The following is a 23,120-nucleotide window of genomic DNA, read 5'->3' on the forward strand; positions in this document are numbered from 1 at the left end:
AATTTATAGGTAAAAAATGTAGTATAGGTTAAACGAATTTTTATTTCATTCATTAAAAAGCTGTTTGCGCAGCATTCCGTAGGAATAGCTGATAGCTAATAGCTGTTTGCGCAGCATTCCGCAGGAAATGCTTACAAAAAAACTCTGAATAAAATTGCCAAAACAGCTTTTTTGTCAAAAATAATTCCCTTTATAAATACTAAAATTATCTTTACTTTTGTTTCTTCCTTCTTCCTTCTTCCTTCCCTCCTGTCTCCTGTCTCCTGTCTCCTGACTCCTTCTTTAAATAATTCCCTTTAGAAATACTGAAATTATCTTTACTTTTGTTTCTTCCTTCTTCCTTCTTCCTTCTTCCTTCTTTCTTCCCTCCTGACTCCTGTCTCCTGTCTCCTTACTCCTTCTTTCTTCCCTACTGCCTTCCTTTTTTTTCACCATAATTCCAAGGTTCCAAAAATCTACGGATGGGGCGAATAACTAAATATTCAGATATCAAAATTAATACCACTGTTACAACCACCCATGCCATTACTTCCGCTGTATCAAGATTAATTCTAGCTAGATTCATTTCTGCACCAATACCTGTTTCTGATGATAATAATTCAGACATTATTGCGACTCGCCAAGCTAATCCTAATCCAGATGTTATTGAAGGAAATAAACTTGATAATAAATGTGGATAATATAAGTCTAATAATAAATTTTTGATAGGGATTTTAAAAGTAAAAGCCATTTCGATTAGCTGTGAATTAATATTTCTTACACCTTCCACAGCACCAATAAAGATAATTGGTAAAGTAGCAACAGCAACAGTAAATATTGAAGTAGAATTACCAGTGCCAAACCAAAGTAATGCAATAACAATCCAAGCAATAGGTGGTACTCCTTGCAAAGCAGTAATCAGAGGTCTGACCGCTCGACTAATCACAGGTTTTATACCAGCTATTATTCCGAGGAAACTGCCACTTAATGTTGCTATTGTGAAACCACTAATAGCATTTAAAGTAGTAGTTAAAATAGCCAAAGTTAATTTATTTGCCGTTGCCAAATTTTTCAGAGCAACTAGAGTTTCTAGAGGAGAAGGTAGAATGATTGAACTATATTGCATTGCTAGTAATTGCCATATAGTTATAAATCCTAGAAAACCTATTAATTCAGGTAAAATAACTTGAATTAGTTTGAATATATTTTTATCAAATTTATCAAATTTAATCATCAACTGTTGTTTGAAAATAACCTGACAACCCTTAAATAAAGTCTCTTCAATTCTTCAAGGTTAGTACATGGCGATCGCTCAACTCTTACTATTAATCTCTTAATTTATCGGGTGTAATATAATTATACCAAGCGTTAAAAAAGAATGCTATATTTAACAGACACTTCAATTATTAACAGGACTTACGCATTTTTCCAACAAAAACACTATATATCAAAGTATTGATACATAAAGGTTTGAGCATTTTGAGGATCGAATTGCAGTGCGCCTGTTTCAGTTGAAAACGCTCAAAAAGCTAGTATTTTGGGCTGACTATGGCAGAAAAATCCCAAATTGACAAAACGCCCGCTCCTACCTCCTCGCTCATTCCCCGTTCCTCCTGTCTTCCCCTCCTGGGAGGGGCAGGGAGGGGTGGGTTGTCTCCTGTCTTCCCCTCCTGGGAGGGGGAGGGGCGAGGGGTGGGTTGTCTCCTACCCCTAACCCCTACTAAAAGACTTATAAAATACCGATCGCTACCTCAGGGGTCGGTATTTCTGATTGGTTTATTCTTGTTCGTTTGGGTCTTTGGGTAGCTTTTCAGCCTGCTCAAGAAGTCTAGCTAACTCGTTTTCCAAAGCTGATGCTTGCTTCAAAATGTTAGACTTGGTTCTTTTGTTCTCAATTAATCTTGTCTCTAGGCGCTCTTCGTGAGCATCTAGGTAAACTAAAAACTCTTGAATTATTTCTCGAAGCAGGCTTGAAATTCCCCCAGTAGTTCGAGAGATTCCATCTCTGACCAAACTTTCACCCACTTTTCCAACAGCTCGCTCCGGCTCACCTTCATAGCATCAGCTATCTCTAGAAGCCTTTGCTTGGTATCTGGAGTTACTGTCAGATTTAGGGGGACTTTCTTTTGATTGTATCTTGGTTTTCCGGCCATTCTTATTATCTTTTTCCATTGTACGGGTACAGGATAATTTTACAGAATTCCTCTTGACATAATTATTTACGCATGATAACTTAGTAATTAAGTAACGCGCATTACTTCATAGGAGGTAACTGCCTAACGGTCTCAAAAGAGACTTGTGAGTTACACCGTAAAGCACGATCGTATTTGATTTTGAACGGCTATCGCTAATTGAACCTTTGGCGATCGCCTTGAATTACTTGTTTGACCGAAAAAATGGGTCTCAAGCCTCGCCCATAAGCGGGCGACTTTATTATTGCGGGTTGATTTTTTTTCAATAAATATATTATAATTTTGCTAGTTTGAAGTTCAAGTCATGAAAGCTAGATTTAAGTACCGTATATATCCAACGCCGGGACAAAAATACCGATTAGCCAAGCTATTTGGCTGTGTTCGTGTTGTTTGGAATGATAGTCTAGCTTGTTGCCAACAGAAGTATAAATCGGGAGAAAATAAGCCCACTAATTCAGAACTACAAAAGCTTTTTATTACTCAAGCCAAAAAGACTAAAGATAGAGAGTGGTTATCGGAAGTTTCTAATATACCATTGCAGCAATCTTTAAATGATTTAAACCAAGCTTATCAAAACTTTTTTAAGTCAACCAAAGGTAAGAGGAAAGGTAGACCTATAAAGCCTCCTAAGTTCAAAACTAGAAAGTCAAAGCAAACTGCTAGGTTTAGAAAAGGTGGTTTTAAAGTTGGTGAGCATAAAGTTTATTTAGCTAAAATTGGAAAGCTGAAAATAGTTTGGTCAAGAGAGTTACCCACTGCTCCATCATCAGTAACAGTAATAAAAGATTCCGCTCATAGATATTTCTTGAGTTTTGTAGTAGAAATACAACCAGAAATCTTATCTAAAACTGATAATTCAGTTGGAATAGATTTAGGAATTAAAACTTTTGCTACTTTGAGTAATGGCACAAAGGTTGATGCTCCTAAGCCTCTGAAGAAACGAATTAAGAAATTAAGAAAGTTAAATAAGTCATTATCTCATAAAACTAAAGGATCTAAAAGGTATGAAAAAGCCAGGGTTAGAGTCGCTAAGTTCCATGCCAAACTGAAAGATACAAGAGCTGATTTTTTACATAAATTATCTACTGAAATAATTCGTGAAAACCAAACAGTTGTTTTAGAAGATTTAAACGTTTCTGGAATGGTTAAAAACCGTAAACTATCCAGAGCAATTTCTGATTTAGGTTGGAGACAATTCCGGACATTCTTAGAAGGAAAAGCAGAAAAATATGGTCGTGATTTTAGAGTAATTAGTCGTTGGGAGCCAACGTCTCAAATTTGCTCAAATTGTGGCTTTAAAGGTGGGAAGCTAGACCTGAAGGTGCGAGAATGGGAGTGCCTAAACTGTGGTGCAAAACATGATAGAGACGAGAATGCAGCAATAAATATATTAGTCGCGGGCGGGCAGTCCGAGACAAAAAACGGACGTGGAGGCAAGCGTAAGACTACTGCAAAAGTAGCAGCAGCCTGTGAGACGTCAACCCGCCGAGGAGCTTCGGTTCGGTAGGAATCTCCGCGCCTTTAGGCCGGAGAGGATGTCAATGAATGAAACTCCTGTTCCTGCAAGAGACTCTCGGATGGTTTCTTTAACTTCTTTTTCAGTTAAGTAAGTCAGTTCGACCCTAGACAAAAAGTATCTAGAGAGGGGATGGTGTTTTTGAATAGATGTTATTTCTACCCAATTTGTAGAAGTTGATGCCAAACCTACTAGAATTTTAGTTTCCATGAGTGAATCTGTTAGTGCTGATTTTAATGTCATCAAAATCTCTGGAACTGCTGCCAAGTTTTCTAGGTCGTCAAGCAGGATAACAAATACATCGGTTTTATCTTCAATGTCTTCCCATAGTTTGGTGAGAGTGTCTCGTAAAAAAGCTTTAGGTGATATTATCTTCTGCTTATTATTATTGTTACGCTCAATTTTTAATCCAGTTCCCAGTATATTAATTTCCAGAGCGCTTAAGAATTCAAGCACTTTCTGAAACCGCTCAACAGGGTAAGGTAGATCGTGCAAAATACCTTCTACTATGATATGAGCAACATCCAGTAAATTTGAATCTGCTTGAATGGGTTCGATGGGAACGATACATGAAATATACCCACGACTTTGACAGATTTTTTTATATTCTCTCAGTAATGTTGATTTACCAATTCCCCAATCACCAAGAATTAGGAAGTGTTCTCGATATTTACTATAAATTGCTCTATTGAGCTTATCTTCAAAAAATTGGAGTTCCTGTGTTCTGCCGCCAAAAACAGTAGGTTCCAAACCTGTCATTGGTGTAAAAGGGTTTCCCACTCGCCTGATTTTCTCGTTACGAGTATCTATAGCTCTTTGAACTGCTGACACTAAATCTTCAATTGCTGTAGCAGATTTTTCTATAAAATCACACACACCTTTGTTGAAAGTTCGCCTTGCTAATTCTACATTTCCATAACCAGTTATCACAATAATAGGACGAAGTGGATCGAGGTCTACTGACTCATCTATTAATTCTAATCCACCCATTTCTTGCCCAGATGAACCTGGAATTTTTAAATCAACAATTAGAATTTCAAATGGTTGATTTCTTAGTTTTTTAAGTGCTGCGATAACTGAATCACATTCCTCTATTTCTATGGGCGATTTAGAGTCTAAATCCTGTGGTGTACCAAAAAAATTAAAAGATTCTAATCTGACTCTACGTTTTAAAGACTTAACATATCTTTTGAGGGTGTCTCTATTATCATCTACAATTAATATTCTCAATACCATAATTAATAATTCCAAGAAAATAAAAACTTGTTAAAAGGTTAGATTTTAATTTACATATTTTTCTATATTTTATCAACAGGACTTACGCGAGGACACTAAATGGTGAGGGCGAATGCCATTCGCCCCTACATATGGCGTTTTTAAGGTAAATTTGCGTAAGTCCTGATAAATTTAACTCTCATTAAATAAAAGAGTAATAGTAGTTCCTTTTTCAGAAGATTCTAGTTTTAAATCACCTCCCATTTGATGTATGATTCGATTACTTAGATATAATCCTATGCCAGAACCATTTTTACTTTCTACAACTTCTTTAAACAGTTTATTTTTTAAATCATCGCTAATACCACAGCCATTATCCTGAATAGATAAAGTAATCAATCCATTATTTTCATAATTTGCAAATATTTTGATTTGACTATCCGGTTTATGTAATACCTTTGTAGAATTTCCGATTAATTCAAACAAAATACTCTTGATTTGATCCGAATTTCCTAGAATAGTTCGACCTTTCAGATTTTCTTGTATCTTAACTTCCATATCTATATTAGACGGTAATCTGTGTCTAGACAAAGACTCAACTTCAACTATTAGTTTTTCAATCTCAATAGCTTCCATCTGTGGCTTACCTATATTAAGATAATCCATCAACTTTTGTAGACGAATTTGGCTATATTCAAGACTTCTTTGAATTAGTTCACATTCCTCCAGAATTTCTGGTGAGTTATTAGATAAGTAGCGAATTTCTTCGTTAGCCCCTCCAATATTTAGAAATTCTCCTTTCAGACTATGAACTACATCAGCACAAATTATTTGAGATATTTCATGTGTTTGGTCGCTAATATTTTGTTGGTTAGAGACCTCAACTGATGAAGATTTTTCCTCTACTAAATCTAGTGCATCTAATTCACTAGATTGGAGCCGATTTTTTGTATTTTCATCATCCTTTGTCTCTAATTCTTTAATTATATTTCGAGCATTTTTAAGATCATCTCTAAGTTTATCATTTGTTTTACTATAATAATCTAGACGATTTACAAAATTATTTACAAATTCCTCAGAATTATTTATTTTTTTAGCTGAATTAATAAATGTCCTAACTACATCCACAAATTCTTGATGATCTACTACTGGTTTACTAATATAACCATCTGCACCACTTTGCTTCAAAAAATATTCTCGATCACCTGCCATTGCATGAGCAGTCACAAAAACCACAGGTATTAATACAGTTTTAGGATTAGATTTCAACATTTGAGTAATTTGAATCCCATCAACAGTTTTACCCTGGTAAACACTACGAACTAGAGAAACATCCATTAAGATAATATCAATTATACCTGACTCGCCTAAGAGTAGTACCTCCTCCACATTTTCTGTGTGCAACGTACAATATCCACCGCCTTTCATAAGAATTTTTGAAAATACACGAGCATTTTCATAGTCATCTTCAACAGATAGAATAACCTCATTTTTCAAAATGCCTAATTTTTCACCCTGATTAATGAGGTCTGAGAAGTCTATTCCTAATAGTGAATTAAGTTTTTTAATCCGGTTTAATTTGAAATTAAAAGGCTCTTTAATTTTGCACAAAGCTTCTATACTGGCTTTCAATTTATTAAAATTAAATGGTTTGGTTAAATAGTCATCTGCTCCCGCACAAAACCCTCTTATTTTATCGAGTTTATCTGAGGGTGCAGCCACCATAATTATGATTAAATCTGGAACCTTTTCTTTAAGAATAACTGATAATTCATAACTATTATTATCCGGTAAATTTACATCTAAAATAATTAGATATGGATTAAATATCTCTTGCAATGTTAGGCAAGTCTCACCATCCTCTGCAACTTCAATAATATATCCCAATTCTTTTAAATAACTAGCAAATTCACTTCGGATAGCAGAGTCATTTTCTACTAGCAATATTTTTTTTTTATCTGTTTACTATTATCAGATTGCATAATAACAATAGTTTGATTGACGTAATTTTTACTTATGTATTATTCCAACAAATTATGAGTACAAAACTTATGCAAATTGACCTTGAAAACACCATCTGTAGGGGCGAATGGTATTCGCCCTCCCTACAAGAGTTTTGATTTTGATTATGTGGTTAACTCATTTGAAACCACCATCTGTAGGGGCGAATGGTATTCCCCCTCCCTACAAGAGTTTTGATTTTGATTATGTGGTTAACTCATTTGAAACCACCATCTGTAGGGGCGAATGGTATTCGCCCTCCCTACAAGAGTTTTGATTTTGATTATGTGCTTAACTCATTTGAAACCACCATCTGTAGGGGCAAATGGTATTCGCCCTCCCTACAAAGGTTTTTGATTTTGATTATGTGGTTAACTCATCTGATACAAATTAATACTTTTGACTGTCTTGAGTGCGTCTTGCATTCTGAGGAAACCTCTAAATTACGCACTCGCTTTTGTACGGGCGAATGGCCATTCGCCCCTACTGACTTTTGACTTCCGCGTGGCGGTACTACGAAGCACTACCAATCACAATATCGCGCACCCGCACAGGTACACAACTATGAGTCATTTGAGCTAACTGCATCGGTTCCCCTTTCCCACAAATATTCGTACCGCACTGCTCCCTTTCAGAAGCACTTCCCACCGCATCAACACTATTCCAAAAATCTGTAGTCATCGAATGATAAGTCACATCTTTCAACATTCCCACAACCTTCCCTTTTTTCACTTGCCAAAACGCATCTCCACCAAATTGAAAATTCCGTCGCTGTTGGTCAATAGAAAAACTACCAACACCATCAATTAAAATCCCATCTTCAGTATCCGCAATCATTTCATCTAAACTAGCAGTATGACTACCACCATCAGGACCCGCTTCTAACCCCAAATTCGGAATGCGTACCATCGGAACACTCGACCAACTGTCAGCAAAAGCACAACCATTACTACTACCACGACCAAGTCGATAAGCTGTTTCTCGGTCTGTGAGATAATCAACCAATACCCCATCCTTAACAACATACCATTCTTGTGACTTCACACCCTCATCATCATATCCCATGGTGCTACGACCACCTGCTTGAGTACGATCGCATTTAAAATTCACCCAGGGAGCAGCATATTGAAGTTTACCCATTTTATCGGTAGTGGCAAAACTGGTACCAGCAAAATTAGACTCATAACCATAAACCCTATCTAATTCAGTGGGGTGTCCAACAGATTCGTGGATGGTCAAAAATAGATTCGTTGGTTTTAAAATTAGGGTGGAGCGAATATCCGCAGGTCCTTTGGGAGCATGAACTTTTTCAATTACTTCCTCAGCAACTCGTTCTACTTGACTCAATAGATCCGTGGGGTTAATATGCTCATAACCAATATTCAAAGGAGGTCGTTCGTAACTGCGACTTTGAGCATCACTATTAGCAATAGCTGTGCAAGTAAACCCAGGATAACTACGGTAAATTGTTTGCTCAATTAAGGAATCATTTGTAGAAGCAAATATTTTCTCTTCTTTAGTAAACCGGAGAAAAGAAGCAGCTTTTTTCACTCCTCGCTCCTCATAACTCAATAACTTCTCATTCAAATTTAAAAGTAATTCTGCCTTTTCGCCAATGGGTACTGCAAAAGGGTCAATTTCAATCGGAGTAACATAACTATCGCGGTAGGTTTCCACAGGTACTAACTTTACTGGTGTCTGTTGACAGAGACGACTACCCTTAGCAATATCTACCGCTAGAGCAACAACTCTAGCTACCTCTTCTAGACTTTGGCGATGACTGGCAGCAAAACCCCATGAACCATTGAGCAAAACTCTCACCCCAAAACCAGAATTAACCTTATCTTCTAATCTATTGAGAGAGCGATCGCGAGCTGTTAAATTCTGAGAACGATAAAGACATAAACGAATATCCCCATATTCACATCCGGACTGACGAATTAAGTCTATTGCGAGGGTAGCTAATTCTGTAGTTTGAATCTTTGCTGGTGCTTGTACCATTGTATGTTAGTCTTAATTTTATCTAATTTATATTATGATGCACTACTTTTGTCCAAAATTTTAGTTTGTAGTTGGGCTTTAGCCCAAGCAATACTTATTACCATTTCTCACGCAAGAATGCTATATCTGATTGGGTGAGGAAATATGGGAGGTGTAGGGAGAGGAAAAGAAAGAAAAATCTATACTAACCAACTAAATAATTGTCAAAAACAAACTTTTAATCTTGGTAACTATTTAACTGTTGAAGTGTAGCATTAATGCATGGTAATTGGTATTATATGAGGGCTAAAGCCCAACTACGAGCGTGATTATAACTTTTCTACCGAACATCATATTCATCAAAAATGGTTGTAGATTTGAGAGAATCCTGAGGAATTAGCTATGCCAAATCAATATTCATCTCCAAAAAATCTGTTAAAATCAAAGTTTTTATTAAAATTTATTGGATTAGTAGGAACACTGGTAATTAATTGGAGTTTTACTCGGCCAGTTTTTGCCGCCTTCTTAACAAACTGGTTTTTTGACCCAGACAATAATCAACTCCAGTTTACTCTCCCATCAGGTACCGCTCCTAGTTTTTCTTTAGAAAATAAACCAGCTCGTCTAATTGTATATATTCCGAATACAGAAGTTAGTGTAGATGTGACAGAGTTATATCCGGCAGGTTTGGTGCGCCGAGTTAGTCTTTCTCAAGAGCAACCAGAGCAAGCAAAAGTTATTATAGATTTTGCTCCTGAAGTGGTTATCTCTAGCAAACAAGTACAATTAGAACAGGTCGAACCACAGGAAAATAGTTGGCAGTTAAGTTTGCTTGTGACTGAGGGAGAATTTTCAGAGCCAGCAGAGGCCATAATTTCAGAACAGCCAACTGAACCAGAAACTACTGAAGTAGAAAATGCTCAAACTACCGAAGAAGAAGAAAATAATCAAACTTCTACTCAACCAAAGAAAGATAGTGTAGGTTTGTTAGACACTACTCCAGAAGAGGAATCTCCTTTACCCAACCCAGGCCCTTCTGCCGAGCCTTCCGTACCATTTTTGGTCATTCCCACTGATAGGCCAGGTAGATTTAGATCTCCAGTAGTAGATGCTTTGAGTAATGAAAAGCCGGAAACGGAAAGTTCTCAGGCGATAGAAACACCCGCACTTCAGACTAGAGAGGAAGAAGAGACAGCTATTTCACTTCCTCCAGAGTCCACAGAAAAATCAAAATACAATACTACACCATCAGTAGATGTGATTACTTTTGGTGAACCTTTGCCTGGATCGTCGGGACAAAAACAATCTGAAGATGATTCTTCTATCTTAATAGAGGAAGGAGAAGTGATAGGTTTAATTTATCCTTCTCAAGAAGTTAAATTACCACGAGATATTGAGATACAGGAAGTTTTGCTACTCAAAGAGGCGATCGTTGACGAATCTGGTAGAGTTATAGTACCAGCTAGAACACCTGTAGTTGGTGGTTTTGAGACTACCACTCAGGGAAGTAAATTTATTGCTAGGGCTATATATGTAGATGAGCGCTTAATTCCTTTTTCTGCTAAATCAGAATTACTCCGAGGCCATCGTAATATAAATGAAAAACTTTTGGCTGCTAGTAGCGCTGGTGGGGGGTTAGGGTTATTACTACTGACTGGTTCAGGTTTTGGTTTTCTGGCAGGAGCAGCTCTTGGTGCTGGTAGTGTTGTTCTTACTTCTCCTCGTCCTTTTATCCTAGAAGGCAATAGTATTATAGAAGTTCGTGTAGTTGAGGATTTACCTCGTTCTAGATTTTACGAGGATATTAGCAATTTTTAAAGGCAGACAAAGTCAACAATATCATGTCCGAACGACATAGGGGTCAGGAGTCAGTAGTCAGGAGGAGAGAGAATTGCAAAGATGAGCGTAGTTATGATGATTGGAGAATTTTTGTATGTCCAATTAAACGGATTTGATATAATTCTAAATTCTAAATTCTAAATTCTAAATTCTCCCCCACTCCCTACTCCCTTAGAAATTATTTTCAGGAGCATTTCCCCCTGGCCCTAATTGATCGGGTAAGAAGAGGTTTTGAGCACTATCGTTTTGATAGATACAATTAATCTCTGGATCGTCATTAATATTTCCGGTATAACCAAAAGTATTCATCCTGTTTTTACAATCGCGTACTTGCTCGTTGTTGACTAAGTTTCTTTTCTCCAGAATTGACCAGTTATTTCTGCGGATGACACACCCTGGTTTTATATTTGGTTGAGATACATATACATTAAAAGGGTTGAGAGTCAAGAAAACTCTCATATTCGTTACCATAGCACTAGCTCCAAACTGTACGCAAAGTTCTGGGTTTGGTACGCTGCGATCGATAAATTCACGAGAGGCCACGTTTTGGGGAGTAAAATTAGCGGTGGAGCTAAAGGCAATACCGATGCCAATACCTAAAACAAATACTCCTCCTAAAATTGCTATAGTGGCATAGTTGAATCTAGATGGTTCGGTGGTAGTTTGAGGTCTACGTTTCATATAAATAAAGTTAAATTATGGAGTTTAGGCCATAAATAATAGTGGGCGGGCTAAATTTGTATTTTTACTTTTCTAGTTTGACAAGCAAGTATGTATAATTTTATCAGGTAGATTATTTGTCTTTAAGTAAGCATAAGTAACCATTAGAAAAGTACCTAATTTAGAAATTTTTTGACTAATACTATCATAATTCTCAAATTAGAGCGATTAAGTCAAAATTTAAAAGTCAAAAGTCAGATAACCCCCTAATTTTGATTTTTTTGATTTACCTTGTTGAGCTATGTTAAGTTTTATGTTATAATTTATTTAATATATATATGCTCATAATTTATGAGTGTAGGCCAAAATATATATCAAATAATATTTAGCTATATGTTTGTTTTCGGGTAAGTTCTAATGAGTTAGCATTCCTGAAAAGTAAAGTAGTTGGCAAATATTATTGAACAGAGTTAAGTATTTCTACTTTATGTCTAGCCTAAGCATTGGTCTAGACTAATGTGTCTATGTCGTATTAGAATTTTTTAAACAGGATAGAGTAGTGTCTGTCGAGACTATAGAAAAGCGTTCCACTTCCACAGTCCGTAAACCTGCACCACGTTATCGTGTTTTACTCCATAACGATGATTTTAATAGTATGGAGTATGTAGTGCAAGCATTGATGAAGACAGTGCCGAGTCTAACTCAACCCCAAGCTGTCGATATTATGATGGAAGCTCACAGTAACGGTATTGCATTGGTGATTACTTGCGCTTTAGAACACGCTGAGTTTTATTGCGAAAATTTAAAAAATCAGGGACTAACTAGCACTATAGAACCTGATGAGTGATTTGATTTTGACTTCTCTGTTGGTTAAAACACGAGAGATTTTAAGCGGATGTTCCGAATCGGGTTAAAACCATGATTCTCCACGTTTCACACTTAACTGTCACCGACAATTAGTCAGTGGTGGCAGTCAAAAGCCACCTAGACGCTCTGACATAGTGATGATTAATATCATATGCTTTGCGCTTACTTTTAATAATTAATCCTTTAAGAGTGGTTTTACTCAAATTAGAGCTATAAATCCCTATCTTTGCTGCCTGCTTGTCTGTTGCCTTGGTCTTGGTAGCGATTTATGTCCTACTAGTTTCCTTCCGACGGGAATTTCACCCCTACTAGCAAAGGTTCATCGGGACAAACCTTGTTCTTACTCCCATGAATATATTATCTCATATTTTGTGATATAGGAGATTAAAATTTCCAACTTGTTTTCATCCATCGGCTGAAGTCTGACGACATTTCAACTGCCAAATTCAAGGTAATATAGAAGCCGAGTTTCGACCTTGAGAAGCTCGGTTTCTCATTTGTATAGGTGTTGGTAGTGCCTAATTTATCATTCAGTAAAATTGCAAAGTTTTCGGTTCCGATAAGGATTGGAATTTTTATTTTAACATTATTTCTGAGTTGGATACCACTAGTAGCACCAATATATTTTTTTGGGCGAGATGCAAATTTGGCGAGTATATTAGCGATCGCTCTCCTATATATAGAGTTTATTATTTTGCTCCAGTTTTGGGGCAAGAAAGTTTATCAACAACCACACCTACTACGTCACTACGGTTTAGAAATAAGTAGGCGCAACTTTCAGAAATTTTTTCAAGGTTTAGGAATAGGTTTATTCAGCTTATTTGGTTTTTTTATTTTAGAAGGGTTTCTGGGATGGGTAATATGGCAGTCACCTTCAGTAAAGTTACCTCAATTTATTCTGGAAGGTTTATTGGTATCTCTGGGTATTGGTTTTGCTGAGGAGTTACTATTTCGAGGGTGGTTATTGGATGAGTTGGAGCGAGACTACAAACCAAAAGTAGCTTTGTGGGTAAGTAGTATTGTATATGCCTTACTACATTTTATTAAACCAGTTGAGGAAATTTTGCGGACTTGGTTTCAGTTTCCTGGTTTGGTGTTGTTAGGTTTAATCTTTGTTTGGGCAAAACGTGAATCAGTTGAAGAAGGAAGAAGGAAGAAGGAAGAAGGAAGAAGGCATCCCCCTTTGCCCCCCTTTGAAAGGAAGAAGGAAGAAGGCATCCCCCCTTGCCCCCCTTTGAAAGGAAGAAGGAAGAAGTGGATGGTGACTCAAAACCCAACTAATTATCAACACCGTGTAGATAGCGGGGTATTTAACCCAAAAGAAAAAGATAAATTGATTTCTTCTCAACAAGAATTATTGGGTTTGCCTATTGGTATTCATGCTGGTTTTGTGTGGGGTTATTACATTATTAATGTGGGTGGTTTAGTTAAGTATTCTAGTGTAGTTGGAGAGTGGATAGTTGGGATAAATGGTAATCCTTTGGCAGGTGTAATGGGGTGGTTTTTTTTAGGGGCGATCGCTTTATTTATTCAGCGAAAGTGAATTAGTATAACCTAAGAGGTAGTTATATCATGTCTGGATAATAGACATCTCCAGAAAAGAGGGAGTAGGCAGTAGGCAGTAGGGACGTTGCATGCAACGTCCGTACAGAGAAATAATTGATAATTTCTGTGTGATAATTGATTTTATTTTTGATTTTTACCAGATGTCTAATAGCATTCTGATTCAATATCAAGATGAATTAGCTATTGGAGACCAAGCTATTACTGCTAAGGAATGGAAGCAGTTAGTTAATGCTAAAAGTACTTTGGTGAAGTTTCGGGGGCAGTAATCTTTACAGAACAAGTTTTTTGGGGAATTTTTAATTTATAAAACGACAAGTATAATATTTTAGATAGTTGCAAGGGAAGGAGATTTTTTTTGTGACTGTATACGTTTACCTTTCATCACCATTTTCACTCCACCCCTAGGACCTAAAATTATTCCTCGACGTTGGGGTTTCACAGGTTGATTTTCTGCTAATTCCATCTCTATATTAGATAATAGAGTTGCCAATACTAAACGCATCTCGAAATTTGCTAGTGCCATTCCCAAACAGCGACGACTGCCACCTCCAAAGGGCAAATATTGATAGGTCGAAAACTGCCTCTCTAAAAATCGCTCTGGCTTGAACTTTTTCGGTTCTGGGTACAAATCTTCTCGTTGGTGAGTCAAATAAATAGAACCCGAAATCATTGTACCTGTTTCCAAGTGATAACCCTGCAACTCAACAGGTTGTTTTGTCCGACGAAGAAGTGTCGCAAATGCCACCGGATATATTCGTAGGGTTTCCTGACAAACTGCTGTCAAATAGGGTAAACGGAAAATTGTCATGGGGTCCGCATCTGTTTCCATAGTTTCCAACTCTTCCATTAATTTCTGATATACTTGTGGTTGTTTGTGAATCCAATAAAGTGCCCAAGCAAGAGCATTTGCAGTAGTGTCGTGACCTGCAAATAACAATGTGATCAACTCATCCCGAATTTCTTGGTCTGTCATACCTTGACCTTCTTCATCTCGTGCTAATAACATTAAGGTAAGGATATCAGTACGATTCAGATCTAGTTGAGAGCGACGAGTGGCAATTTCTGTATATAGGAGTTCATTAAGTTGTTGTTGTTGACGTCGATACTTACCCCAAGGACTCCAAGGGCCTAAATCCTTTTGCAACCAGGGAAAAAATAATAAACTAGCTCGGAGTGGAGAGGCTGTAAATTCGATAAAATCTACCAACATTAACCTAATTTGTGATAACCGGGGGCTATCATATAGACCAAAAACAGCTTGGAGTATCACCTGGGTCGTAATTTCTTGCATAAGTTTAAGAGCAATAAATGGTTGACTCACTTTTAAATTGCTAGCTGTTTCTTTCGTGATGTTACAGATTAACTCACCATAGCTCCGCATTCTGTCGCCATGAAAAGGAGGCATTAATAATTTGCGTTCTCGGCGGTGGCGATCGCCTTCTAAGCCAAATATAGAGTACTCCCCAAGCATTGATTGTATAACTTTACTAGCAGGAGTTTCATACTCATTATTATCCTTTGTCAATATCTCCTGCAAAGCTTGTGGACTGCTGACGAAGACAACTTCACCTACAGAAGTCATCATAGTAAAAATATCTCCATACTTCTTGGCATAAGATTCAAGAGTACTGAGTGGAGCGAGAACCAATTGCAGTCTTTGAAAAAGGGGTGGTGTTTTTGAGCCTTTGATTAATTTCATATTAGTTGTGAATTCTTTGGACTGTTTAATATTAGAAGTTAACAAGAGTATTTTATCGGTTTTTTTTTGTCTCAGATTCAATACCCTAGTGTTAGACAAATTTTTATGTCGGCAACAGCCGTTTGCTTACCATTCCGTAGGAAAACAATTAATTATTAGACTTGTCGCTTTATAACTTAAAAAATCCCCAAAAACCTTGTTCTGTAAGAATTGTAGCTATTGGAAAGCAAAAATGCTTGGAATTATTGCTCTGTCTAGGTTAGAGTGATTTTTTCTCTTTATTTAGCGACAACTCTATTAATTATTACCTCTCTTTGGCCAAGTTCTTTACATTGGACAAGTTTTTTCGCACTTTCAGGCATTTTACCCCCTCAATCCATTTTTTTAATCTTTATTTTACCGAATAATTAAGGTTTAAAGCCTTTCCTTTACAGCGCTTTTCAAGTTGATGAACCATATCTTCACAAATAATACCTTGTAGGGACGTTCCATGGAACGTCCCTACTGTGGTCTACCCAAATGAAAACCCCTGTAAAGGAGAAACAAGGGGTCGTTTTGCGCTTCGCAAAGCTCCGCTAACGGCTGTCGCCGACATGTTTGCGTAGTATGACTTAGGAAAAAGTGCAGCTTCCCGAAGGGTGGGATGGCGTTTTGCTCCGCAACATGTTTGCGGAGCATTCCGATAGGAAAAAGCGGAGTGGCTCTGATAAGAGCAGGTCTCCTCGCCATATCCATGAGACCAAGAGAAGAAAAAATTTTCATGATTAGTCAATCCTCTTCTTTTGAAAGGGGAGGCTTCAAGGCGCGAATTATTTAATAATTAATAATTAATAATTGAAAGATACCTTCTAGTAATTAGTATTAGAAGGTAGAGACTTGAAGCTTCATAAAATTCAAATATCTTGTCTATTTCTGGCATCTAAAAATTTTAATTGTTGATACAACATCCCAATTTTATCTAGCTGAATACCTGCTGCACCTGCCATTCGTAAGGGGTTGCCAATAATACTTTCTATTTCTAAAGGTTGTCGTCGCTCATAATCAATTTTCATGCTAGTTAAATAAGGGTTTAACTTGTCAGTATGGTCTAACATATTTTGAATATAACTATTTGGAATTTCGCACTTACAACTTTTTGCACCTTCCAATACTTCTTGCATTATTTCTGTGATTAAGTTTCTAGTATTAGTATCTCCCATCATTTCATCAGTTCGAGCATCTAGAATTACTGACAAGCTGTTATAAGGAATATTCCAAACTAATTTTTTCCATCTTTCTCGGAATAAATATTCACTCAAATTAACTTGTATTCCAGCACTTTCAAAATCTTGGGAAATTTCACGCATTTTATCAGTAATAACAGCAGGTTGATAATTTGTGGTATATTTTCCGATTCTAATCAAACCATAATCTAAATGGCAAATATGACCATAACCTATTTTATTAGAAGCAATATTAGATACTCCTCCAATTACTCTATCTTCACCAAAAATTTTGGCTATTTCAGGTTCTGCACCCAATCCATTTTGTAAGAGTAAGACAACGTTATTTTCTTGGCACAAAGGTGGGAGTAATTCTGGTAATAAATGGTTTTGCGTTGTTTTTAATGCGACGATAATTACATCACATTTTGGTATTTTATTAGTATTGTTATAGGCGTTAATTTGAGGGAGGTTAAAGTTGCCATCTTTGGATTCTATGATTAAGCCATTTTTGAGAACGTGTTGATAATCACTATGCAGTAAAAAATGAACTTCTAATCCTGATTTTTGTAGTTTTGCACCGTAAAAACTTCCTAGTGCGCCACTGCCAATAATAGCGTAAGTATTTTTTGACATTTTATTGTTCTTAAATTCGGCTCTGTTTCTATTTTATTGAATTAAGAAGAAGAAAGCTATATAAATCAATTTTTAACTGGTAAAAATATTGTGTTCTTATCAAGTCGATGAAAGTCTCCTTTAATATTATGGATAATACTTTTCAAGCTCTAGAATGCGATACTGATATTTTGATGATTGGTCATTTCAGTTATCAGTTATCAGTTATCAGTTATCAGTACCGACCACTAAAGCCGGAGGCTTGAAATACTGAACTGAATATTTTTTCATCCCCTTAAAAGGGGAGGCTTTATACCTCACTTTTTGGTCAAGATACTTTTACTATTGAATGATTTAAGGAGTTGGCAAGAAAAAGAATTTAAGATAAATTATGGAAGCGATATGTAGATAAAGACAAAAATACTTCTAAGTCAATTACCTCTTGTTTTTTTCAAGAAAAGCTAGAAATTCTTGAAAATGAAGTAAGAATTATCTTCGCAGATATAAAGTTAATTTTTCCTACAGAAGGTATGAAATTTCAACAATTAATAATTAATAATTAATAATTAATAATTAATAATTGCCTCTCCTTGAAAAGAAGAGGATTGAATAATCATGAAAATTTTTTCTTCTCTTGGTCGAGTCGAGAATGGGTATAGAAGCAATGTTTAAAGACTGTAAAACAGGTGGATATAATTTAGAAGGAAGTCAAGCTAATACCCAACGTTTGACCAATTTAGTTTTACTGATAGCTATTGCTTATACATCTTTATGTTATCGAGATAAAATTCTTCAAAAAACTGGTGCTCAAAACTATATTTGTCGCTACTTGGGCAATACTTCAGTTGTCAACTAATCACCACAACCAAAATCACTTTGCATGCTAATTTTAGCTCGCGTTAATGTTAATTATTCTTATGTTTACTTCTCCCTGTAGGGACGCCCTTATGCAACGTCCCTACCCACTTCCCTACTCCCCCTCCTGGGAGGGGTTAGTGGTGGGTTCCCTGCTCAAAAAAATGTAGAAAAGTTTTTGAGAAATGGTATTAGGTATACCAGCAGCGGGGAAAATATCCGCACCACAAAAGTTTTATTTAAATTCCATCCTTAAGGGTGAGGTCTTAAATTTTTGTACTTAATATACTTGCATTTTGCTGTATTAAACTCAGCTCTATTGTTATTTTATATGCTCAAATTTTCAACTTTAATTTTGTTAAATGAACAGTCTTTCCATTATCCACTTTGAAATTTTTCCTAAAGCAAGTTCTCCTGCCAATGCTTACGAAAATATAATACAGCAGATTCCACTTTAATGAGGTACACCTGTTGCGGGCAAGATGCCCGCACTTGCATTCATTTAATTGTTAATCTCTGTACTTCTTATGCGAGGAATCTGCTGTAATTTATATTTATCACTCCAACTTCAGTTTCTAGAATGTTCTGAATCAAGAAAGATAGAAAAAAATAGCAGGCAAAAACAGTATTAAAACTAAAGTTATAGTGTTTATACAAGTTATAGCAGTCGAAGGAAAGGTTAGGACAGATAAAAAATTTAAAACTCAGACAAAGCAATATTTTTCCTTCTTCTCTCTTCCTTCTGCTATATACCAATTCCTAAAAATAATGCTCTACTTATATTCATTGTTAATTTTTGAATAACTAGGAAAACTCAATAACCATCTCCTCATTTCATCAGATAATTTTTGCCTACTTCTACTTTGAGGATGAATACAAACGTGCTTCGTAATAGCTCTGGCCACCCACTTATTCTCTGTTTCTTTTAAAAAGACTTTATAGGAAATTTCAAACTCATCATCCCCCCAACTGTTAGGAATTAATTCAATAGTTAACTCATCTCCACAAAACATCGGGCGACGGAAATCAACATTAGCATGAATAATCGGAATAGCCATTTCTTGATTACTAAAAAAGACTTTCAGATTAATACCAAATTCTCCTAAAGATGCTTCATAAGCTTCATGGCACATTGCTAAAACATTAGCAAAATAAACCACTCCAGCAGCATCGGTATCTTGAAAATGAACTATTCTTGTATAGTAAAAAGACATTTATAAAGATAGGTTTAATAGTTAAGTTGAAGAAAGTTTTAGGTGGAAGCTTTTAGGTTCAATTGAAGATTTAATTCCAACCAATTTATAGATACTGTGAAAACGGTCATATTTTCTATACCTATAACCTACAACCTGCCATCTACCACTTAAGGAAGGATAAGGACAATAAATCATATATTCAGGAATTAGGGATTTTTGAGTTCTAAATGCTACATATCTGTAACGTTATAGTTTTTGTTTCCTATATATAGTGTCTTTACCTAAATATCGATCGCCTAACACCTACCACTAAAGCAAAGGTAGGGATAATAAATCATATATTTAATAATTAGGGATTTTTAAGTTCTAAACACTACATATCTATAACGTTATAGTTTTTGTTCTCTATATATAGTTTCTTTACCTAAATAGAGTAGGAACAATTAATCATAATATTCAGGAATTAGGGATTTTTAAGTTCTAAACGCTACATATCTGTAACGTTATAGTTTTTGCTCTATATATATAGTGTCTTTACCTAAATATCGATCGCCTAACACCTACCACTAAAGCAAAGGTAGGGATAATAAATCATATATTTAATAATTAGGGATTTTTAAGTTCTAAACGCTACATATCTGTAACGTTATAGTTTTTGCTCTATATATATAGTGTCTTTACCTAAATATCGATCGCTTAACACCTACCACTAAAGCAAAGGTAGGGATAATAAATCATATATTTAATAATTAGGGATTTTTGAGTTCTAAACACTACAGATATGTAACGTTATAGTTTTTGTTCAGTATATATAGTGTACTTACCTAAATTTTGATAATCTAACACCTACCACTCAAGGAAGGGTAGAGAGTATAAATCATATATTTAATAATTAGGGATTTTTGAGTTCTAAACACTACAGATATGTAACGTTATAGTTTTTGTTCAGTATATATAGTGTACTTACCTAAATTTTGATAATCTAACACCTACCACTCAAGGAAGGGTAGAGAGTATAAATCATATATTTAATAATTAGGGATTTTTGATTTCTAAACACTACAGATATGTAACGTTATAGTTTTTGCTCACTATATATAGTGTACTTACCTAAATTTTGATAATCTAACACCTACCACTCAAGGAAGGGTAGAGAGTATAAATCATATATTTAATAATTAGGGATTTTTGAGTTCTAAACACTACAGATATGTAACGTTATAGTTTTTGTTCAGTATATATAGTGTACTTACCTAAATTTTGATAATCTAACACCTGCCACTCAAGGAAGGGTAGAGAGTATAAATCATATATTTAATAATTAGGGATTTTTGAATTCTAGAGACTACATATCTGTAACGTTATAGTTTTTGCTCACTATATATAGTAGTTGAAGCAAAGGGTGCGGACATATCAAAAGCTTAAAACTCAGACAACGCAAGATTTTTCAGTCCTTCGCTCCTTCCTTCTTTCTTTTCTGAACAATGAACAATACTAAATTTGATTGTAGTAATTGTTCATTGAACATTCATCAGAATTAATTTTGTAATTAAATTAACCCTTATTTTTAATCATCATTACATCAATAATATTAGTCGCTACTGCTTCGGAAATTTCCAAAGCATTATATAACTCATTCAAAAGTTGTTCCTCCTCTTCAGCAAGGTCTCCATCTACTAAAACCAAGTCTGTACTAACAGCAAAAACTGTTTCCCTTAACTCCTTTGGAAGTTTAGCAACTGCCGCATCAAACAAAGGCTTAATTTCTTGATTTTTAATCATACCGAGAAGACGGTCTTGCATTTCTGTCTTACGTTCCTTTGAATAATCACTAAACAGTTCCATGCGAGAGAAAATATTATTAATACCTTGAGATTCACTCTTAGTAATAACACCATCAGCAGCAACAGCAATTAAAGCGATCGCTGCAAAAGCTTCTGCCGGTTCTAATTGAATATCAGTAGCTTGTATTGTTGTTGTTCCTTGATCGAAAAGACCCATTTTAGTTACCTCATTAGTGATTTTTTTTACCATCTCTATATTGGGAAAATATTAGGTGTTATAAAATAAGTTTTATATTTAATCTAAAACTTAAAATTCACTAATAATTAATTATTCATTATTCATTATTCATTATTAATTATTGAACACCTACTATCTTCTTCAATACTTCTCAAAAACTGCTAAATTAGCTTTGAGAAAATCAATAAATTGTCGTGCCGTTCGCCCAGAGCGTCCATTATGTCTAGTAGCCCATTGTAAGGCTTGATAATCTAAATCTTCAGAATTTAGATTAATTTTTGCCTGTTTTGCCAGATGTCTAACAATTGTTAAATAAGTATCCTGGTTAGCAGGTTCAAAAGTTAAAGTTAAGCCAAAGCGATCGCTAAAAGAAAGCTTTTCTTGAACTGTATCCCAATTATGAACCTCATCACTATCTTTTGGGCGAGGGCGATCGTTAAAAAATTCTCTAATTAAATGCCTTCTATTTGATGTAGCATAGACTACCACATTTGCTGGTCTAGCAGTTAAATTACCCTCTAAAACAACTTTGAGAGCTTTAAATGTATCATCATCTTCTTCAAAAGAAAGGTCATCAACAAAGATAATAAATTTTTGTGGAACATCGCGTAATTTTTCTGTAATTAATGGTAAATCTTTTAGGTTTGATTTAGCCACTTCGACTAAACGAAGATTGCGTTGACTATACTCATTTAATAAGGCTTTTATTAAAGAGGATTTGCCAGAACCGCGACTACCATAAAGTAATATATTAAGGGCTGAATATCCTGCCAGGAGAAATTCTGTATTTTTGATTAAGGTATCTTTTTGAAATTCATATCCGATTAATTCCTTTAATTCAACTGGGTCGGGATAAGTAATAGTAAGTAGTTGACCATTACGCCATTCAAAGGCAATTGATTCAGCAAATAAACCCGTGCCATTATGATGATAATGAGTTGCTAAGGTTTCAATGGCATCTGCCCAATTTTCTAAATTTATTAACTTGTCGTAGATAGCTTCTTTTTGTTGTGATTGTATTTCCCAAACAATGGGAGGTTTTTCTAATTTAGCTATTGTTTGTATCCACTGACTAATTTTTTTGCCACTACATTGAGAAAGATTTTGTAAAATTTGCAAATCGTGTTTTGCTGCTGCGATTAAGGTAGGAGAAAGGTCAGTCAGTTTTCTTTGTTGAACTTGTTTACTAAAGGGATTATCATCCTTAATAATCTGAGAAATTATATATTCTTGCCAGGAAATATTTCTACTAGCAATAGTTTTAAACCAATTACTATAAGCTCGAATACATTCAATTTCATTTACATCATTTTTAGACAGAGATTGTAATAGTTGAATAAATGTTTCACCTACTGGATTTTTCAGAACAGACTGATATAACAACAAGGATGCTGCTTGCTTTTGTAAGTTGTGAATTTGGGCTATAGTTTGGTAATCTATGGTTTGGTAATCTAAAGAAGACATAATTGATAATTTGATTGCCTCCGTAATCACTGATAATTATTCAGTCATATTTGTTTTATTAAGAGTAATTATTGGTGACTCTGAAAATAAGTCTACTCTCTATAGTTATAGAAAACTATTTTTTTAGATTAACTTAATATATGACAGATATTACTTCTGATAAAGGAAGTAGATACTGATGTTTTGATCAACTTGTACAAGTAAGTCTTATAGCATGGCTATTTCATTCTAAACTGTGCCATTTTATGTATT

General features: G+C 35.4%; 20 protein-coding genes and 2 pseudogenes. 8 read left to right on the forward strand and 14 right to left on the reverse strand.

Annotation, left to right across the window (positions count from 1 at the left end; translation table 11 throughout):
- Positions 1–282: 282 nt before the first annotated feature.
- The 3 genes from F6K23_RS01745 to F6K23_RS01755 all read right to left on the reverse strand — a co-directional run bounded on the left by F6K23_RS01745 (position 283) and on the right by F6K23_RS01755 (position 2,004).
- Positions 283–435, reverse strand: coding sequence for a hypothetical protein (locus tag F6K23_RS01745; RefSeq protein WP_293149937.1), 153 nt, complete (start codon positions 433–435; stop codon positions 283–285).
- On the reverse strand, positions 410–1,213 hold the full coding sequence (locus F6K23_RS01750) for an ABC transporter permease (RefSeq protein ID WP_293149939.1): 804 nt from the start codon (positions 1,211–1,213) through the stop codon (positions 410–412). Before F6K23_RS01750 ends, F6K23_RS01745 begins: the two co-directional genes overlap by 26 nt.
- 542 nt (positions 1,214–1,755) lie before the next feature.
- Positions 1,756–2,004 (reverse strand): hypothetical protein, encoded by a 249-nt coding sequence (locus tag F6K23_RS01755; RefSeq protein ID WP_293149941.1) that lies wholly within the window; start codon positions 2,002–2,004, stop codon positions 1,756–1,758.
- 471 nt (positions 2,005–2,475) lie between these two features.
- Between F6K23_RS01755 and F6K23_RS01760 the strand changes: the two genes are divergently transcribed.
- Entirely contained in the window at positions 2,476–3,678 is a 1,203-nt protein-coding gene (locus F6K23_RS01760) for an RNA-guided endonuclease TnpB family protein (RefSeq protein ID WP_293149943.1), read from the forward strand.
- Here F6K23_RS01760 and F6K23_RS01765 read toward each other — a convergent pair.
- The 4 genes and pseudogenes from F6K23_RS01765 to F6K23_RS01780 form a co-directional block, all read right to left on the reverse strand.
- A complete protein-coding gene (locus tag F6K23_RS01765) occupies positions 3,649–4,923 on the reverse strand; it encodes a response regulator (protein ID WP_293149944.1) in 1,275 nt (424 codons plus the stop codon). The two genes, F6K23_RS01760 and F6K23_RS01765, sit on opposite strands and share 30 nt — an antisense overlap.
- A 171-nt stretch (positions 4,924–5,094) precedes the next feature.
- Positions 5,095–5,568 (reverse strand): sensor histidine kinase, encoded by a 474-nt coding sequence (locus tag F6K23_RS01770; protein WP_367267589.1) that lies wholly within the window; start codon positions 5,566–5,568, stop codon positions 5,095–5,097.
- 438 nt (positions 5,569–6,006) lie between these two features.
- Positions 6,007–6,399, reverse strand: a pseudogene (locus tag F6K23_RS01775) (response regulator); the annotation flags it as partial.
- Between the two features lie 132 nt (positions 6,400–6,531).
- Positions 6,532–6,846: pseudogene (locus F6K23_RS01780) on the reverse strand (response regulator transcription factor); the annotation flags it as partial.
- Between the two features lie 120 nt (positions 6,847–6,966).
- Between F6K23_RS01780 and F6K23_RS01785 the strand changes: the two are divergent.
- Together F6K23_RS01785 and F6K23_RS01790 are read left to right on the forward strand one after the other, a co-directional pair.
- Positions 6,967–7,101, forward strand: a complete 135-nt coding sequence (locus tag F6K23_RS01785) for a hypothetical protein (RefSeq protein ID WP_293149945.1) — start codon at positions 6,967–6,969, stop codon at positions 7,099–7,101.
- An 8-nt stretch (positions 7,102–7,109) separates the two neighbouring features.
- Positions 7,110–7,400, forward strand: a complete 291-nt coding sequence (locus tag F6K23_RS01790; protein WP_293149946.1) for a hypothetical protein — start codon at positions 7,110–7,112, stop codon at positions 7,398–7,400.
- Between the two features lie 16 nt (positions 7,401–7,416).
- On the opposite strand, the gene F6K23_RS01795 is transcribed toward F6K23_RS01790, so the two are convergent.
- Entirely contained in the window at positions 7,417–8,904 is a 1,488-nt protein-coding gene (locus tag F6K23_RS01795; RefSeq protein WP_293149947.1) for a TldD/PmbA family protein, read from the reverse strand.
- Positions 8,905–9,285: 381 nt separating this feature from the next.
- Between F6K23_RS01795 and F6K23_RS01800 the strand changes: the two genes are divergently transcribed.
- Positions 9,286–10,701 (forward strand): AMIN domain-containing protein, encoded by a 1,416-nt coding sequence (locus F6K23_RS01800; protein ID WP_293149948.1) that lies wholly within the window; start codon positions 9,286–9,288, stop codon positions 10,699–10,701.
- 192 nt (positions 10,702–10,893) lie between these two features.
- Here the strand turns inward: F6K23_RS01800 and F6K23_RS01805 are convergent, their stop codons facing one another.
- Positions 10,894–11,403 carry a DUF3172 domain-containing protein gene (locus tag F6K23_RS01805; protein ID WP_293089371.1) on the reverse strand — a complete coding sequence of 170 codons (510 nt, stop codon included), beginning with the start codon at positions 11,401–11,403 and terminating at the stop codon, positions 10,894–10,896.
- 538 nt (positions 11,404–11,941) lie between these two features.
- Between F6K23_RS01805 and clpS the strand changes: the two genes are divergently transcribed.
- The 3 genes from clpS (at position 11,942) to F6K23_RS01820 (ending at position 14,081) form a co-directional block, all read left to right on the forward strand.
- The gene (clpS, locus tag F6K23_RS01810) at positions 11,942–12,229 is read left to right on the forward strand and encodes an ATP-dependent Clp protease adapter ClpS (protein ID WP_124144428.1); all 288 of its coding nucleotides are present in this window, start codon (positions 11,942–11,944) and stop codon (positions 12,227–12,229) included.
- Positions 12,230–12,895: 666 nt separating this feature from the next.
- Entirely contained in the window at positions 12,896–13,792 is an 897-nt protein-coding gene (locus tag F6K23_RS01815) for a CPBP family intramembrane glutamic endopeptidase (RefSeq protein ID WP_293149950.1), read from the forward strand.
- 91 nt (positions 13,793–13,883) lie between these two features.
- Positions 13,884–14,081 carry an SNF2 helicase-associated domain-containing protein gene (locus F6K23_RS01820; RefSeq protein ID WP_287286904.1) on the forward strand — a complete coding sequence of 66 codons (198 nt, stop codon included), beginning with the start codon at positions 13,884–13,886 and terminating at the stop codon, positions 14,079–14,081.
- Positions 14,082–14,140: 59 nt separating this feature from the next.
- Here F6K23_RS01820 and F6K23_RS01825 read toward each other — a convergent pair whose 3' ends face one another.
- Both F6K23_RS01825 and F6K23_RS01830 read right to left on the reverse strand, forming a co-directional pair.
- Positions 14,141–15,514 (reverse strand): cytochrome P450, encoded by a 1,374-nt coding sequence (locus F6K23_RS01825; RefSeq protein WP_293149953.1) that lies wholly within the window; start codon positions 15,512–15,514, stop codon positions 14,141–14,143.
- Between the two features lie 893 nt (positions 15,515–16,407).
- The gene (locus tag F6K23_RS01830) at positions 16,408–17,352 is read right to left on the reverse strand and encodes a putative 2-dehydropantoate 2-reductase (protein WP_293149955.1); all 945 of its coding nucleotides are present in this window, start codon (positions 17,350–17,352) and stop codon (positions 16,408–16,410) included.
- A 628-nt stretch (positions 17,353–17,980) separates the two neighbouring features.
- Here F6K23_RS01830 and F6K23_RS42765 point away from each other — a divergent pair.
- Positions 17,981–18,187 (forward strand): hypothetical protein, encoded by a 207-nt coding sequence (locus tag F6K23_RS42765; RefSeq protein WP_375340722.1) that lies wholly within the window; start codon positions 17,981–17,983, stop codon positions 18,185–18,187.
- Between the two features lie 772 nt (positions 18,188–18,959).
- On the opposite strand, the gene F6K23_RS01840 is transcribed toward F6K23_RS42765, so the two are convergent.
- The 3 genes from F6K23_RS01840 to F6K23_RS01850 form a co-directional block, all read right to left on the reverse strand.
- Positions 18,960–19,400, reverse strand: coding sequence for a thioesterase family protein (locus F6K23_RS01840; RefSeq protein WP_293149957.1), 441 nt, complete (start codon positions 19,398–19,400; stop codon positions 18,960–18,962).
- Positions 19,401–20,936: 1,536 nt separating this feature from the next.
- Positions 20,937–21,383, reverse strand: coding sequence for a tellurite resistance TerB family protein (locus F6K23_RS01845; protein ID WP_293150178.1), 447 nt, complete (start codon positions 21,381–21,383; stop codon positions 20,937–20,939).
- A 162-nt stretch (positions 21,384–21,545) separates the two neighbouring features.
- Positions 21,546–22,868: an ATP-binding protein gene (locus F6K23_RS01850; protein ID WP_293149959.1), complete on the reverse strand. Its 1,323-nt coding sequence runs from the start codon at positions 22,866–22,868 to the stop codon at positions 21,546–21,548.
- Between the last annotated feature and the right edge of the window lie 252 nt (positions 22,869–23,120).

This window comes from Okeania sp. SIO2C9, from assembly GCF_010672455.1.
In the GTDB taxonomy this organism is placed as follows: Bacteria; Cyanobacteriota; Cyanobacteriia; order Cyanobacteriales; family Microcoleaceae; genus Okeania.